Annotated in this window: 3 protein-coding genes and 1 pseudogene; all 4 read left to right on the top strand. The window is 70.9% G+C overall.

The genetic code is table 11. The features are described 5' to 3' along the window. Positions 1-229: pseudogene (locus tag AC2W7M_RS25340) on the top strand (enoyl-CoA hydratase); the annotation flags it as partial. Between the two features lie 36 nt (positions 230-265). After that, on the top strand, positions 266-754 hold the full coding sequence (locus AC2W7M_RS25335) for an LbetaH domain-containing protein (RefSeq protein WP_486135860.1): 489 nt from the start codon (positions 266-268) through the stop codon (positions 752-754). Beyond that, positions 688-885 carry a hypothetical protein gene (locus AC2W7M_RS25330; protein ID WP_486135858.1) on the top strand — a complete coding sequence of 66 codons (198 nt, stop codon included), beginning with the start codon at positions 688-690 and terminating at the stop codon, positions 883-885. The genes AC2W7M_RS25335 and AC2W7M_RS25330 overlap by 67 nt, the downstream gene beginning before the upstream one ends. A gap of 303 nt (positions 886-1,188) precedes the next feature. Next, a partial coding sequence (locus tag AC2W7M_RS25325; protein WP_486135856.1) for a hypothetical protein occupies positions 1,189-1,451 on the top strand: 263 nt, incomplete at its 3' end.

The raw sequence follows: 1,451 nt of genomic DNA, 5'->3' as shown, positions 1-1,451 counted from the left end.
CCGGGGCGGGGCGGCCGAGGTCGCCGCCTATGCCGCCAGCATCGCCGCCAACGCGCCGATGACGCTCGCCCTCGCCAAGGCCTGCAAGCTCGCCCTCACCCCCGCCGTCGATGCCGAAGAGGAAAAGCGGCTCCAGGACATGGTGCGCGCCTGCTATGCCAGCGCGGACTACAAGGAAGGCCGCCGCGCCTTCCTGGAAAAGCGCGCGCCGGTGTTCTCCGGGCGCTGACGGCGCGCGCCTCAAGACCATGAAGGGCAGGAAGACATGGACAATTGCTACGCCATCGAGGACCTGGTCCCGGTCGTCCATCCGACCGCGTTCGTGCATCCGACCGCGGTGCTGATCGGCGACGTGGAGATCGGGCCGGGCTGCTATGTGGGCCCGTGCGCCTCGCTGCGCGGCGACTTCGCGCGGGTCATCATGCGCGAGGGCTCGAACATCCAAGACGGCTGCATCATGCACGGCTTTCCCGGCGGCGACGCCATCATCGACGTGGACGGCCATGTGGGCCACGGCGCGGTGATCCACGGCGCCCATGTGGGCCGCAACGTGCTGATCGGCATCCAGGCGGTGCTGATGGACAATGCGGTCATCGGCGAGGACGCGGTGATCGGCGCCATGACCTATGTGCCCGAGGGCATGGTGGTGCCGCCGAAGAGCCTCGTCTCGGCGTGCCCGCGCGCATCGTGCGCACGCTCGCCGACAAGGACCTCGGCTGGAAGCGCGGCGGCACGCTCGAATACCAGGAGCTGACCCGGCGCTGCCTTGCGACCCTGCGCCCGGTGAAGCCACTGACGGCCCCCCAGGAGCACCGCCCGCGCTATGAGGGCCGCATCAGCAAGACGCTGAGCGCCGTGCGCGGCACGGCGGCGGGGGGCGCCTAGCGTCGCGGACCTGTCGCCGGGCGCTTCGCCGGACGCCGGATCGGCCGGTGCGGCGAGACGGCGATTGTCGCGCCGGCATGCGCCCCGCAAAGCAGGCCCAGCCGGCCGCATCGGCGCGGCCAATGTCGCGCTGCGGACGCGGGCGGCATCTCACAGCTGCCAGGGCGGTATCCGCCGGCTCCAACCGGAGAAAACGCCGGATTTCGGCGGAGAGAGCGGCGATCGGCGCCTGCAATTCACGATTTATCCACAAAAAACCCAGAGGCTTCAGGCAGATCGATCCAAGGCCGGGAAAGCGCCGCCGTGAAGCCACTTCTCATCGTCACCGGATTCGTGGCTGCCGCCACCTTGGGCGCCGGCGTGGCCGTCACCCCGTTCCTGATCGCCAAGGACGACGGCCCGGCGACCACCCAGTCCATCTCCCAGCCGGCAAGCCAAGCCGCCTCCGGCCCGGTCGCCAAAGACAAGGCCGGCCAGGACAAGGCTGGCCAGGACAAGGCCGCCGCGGACAAGGCCGCCCAAGCGCAGAAGGCGCGGCCGCCGCCCAGCCGGCGCCCGCGCCCGCC

The sequence above is a fragment of the Xanthobacter sp. BG11Y11_SDJG genome (genome assembly GCF_057364445.1).
This window is presented reverse-complemented; position numbering and strand designations above follow the sequence as displayed.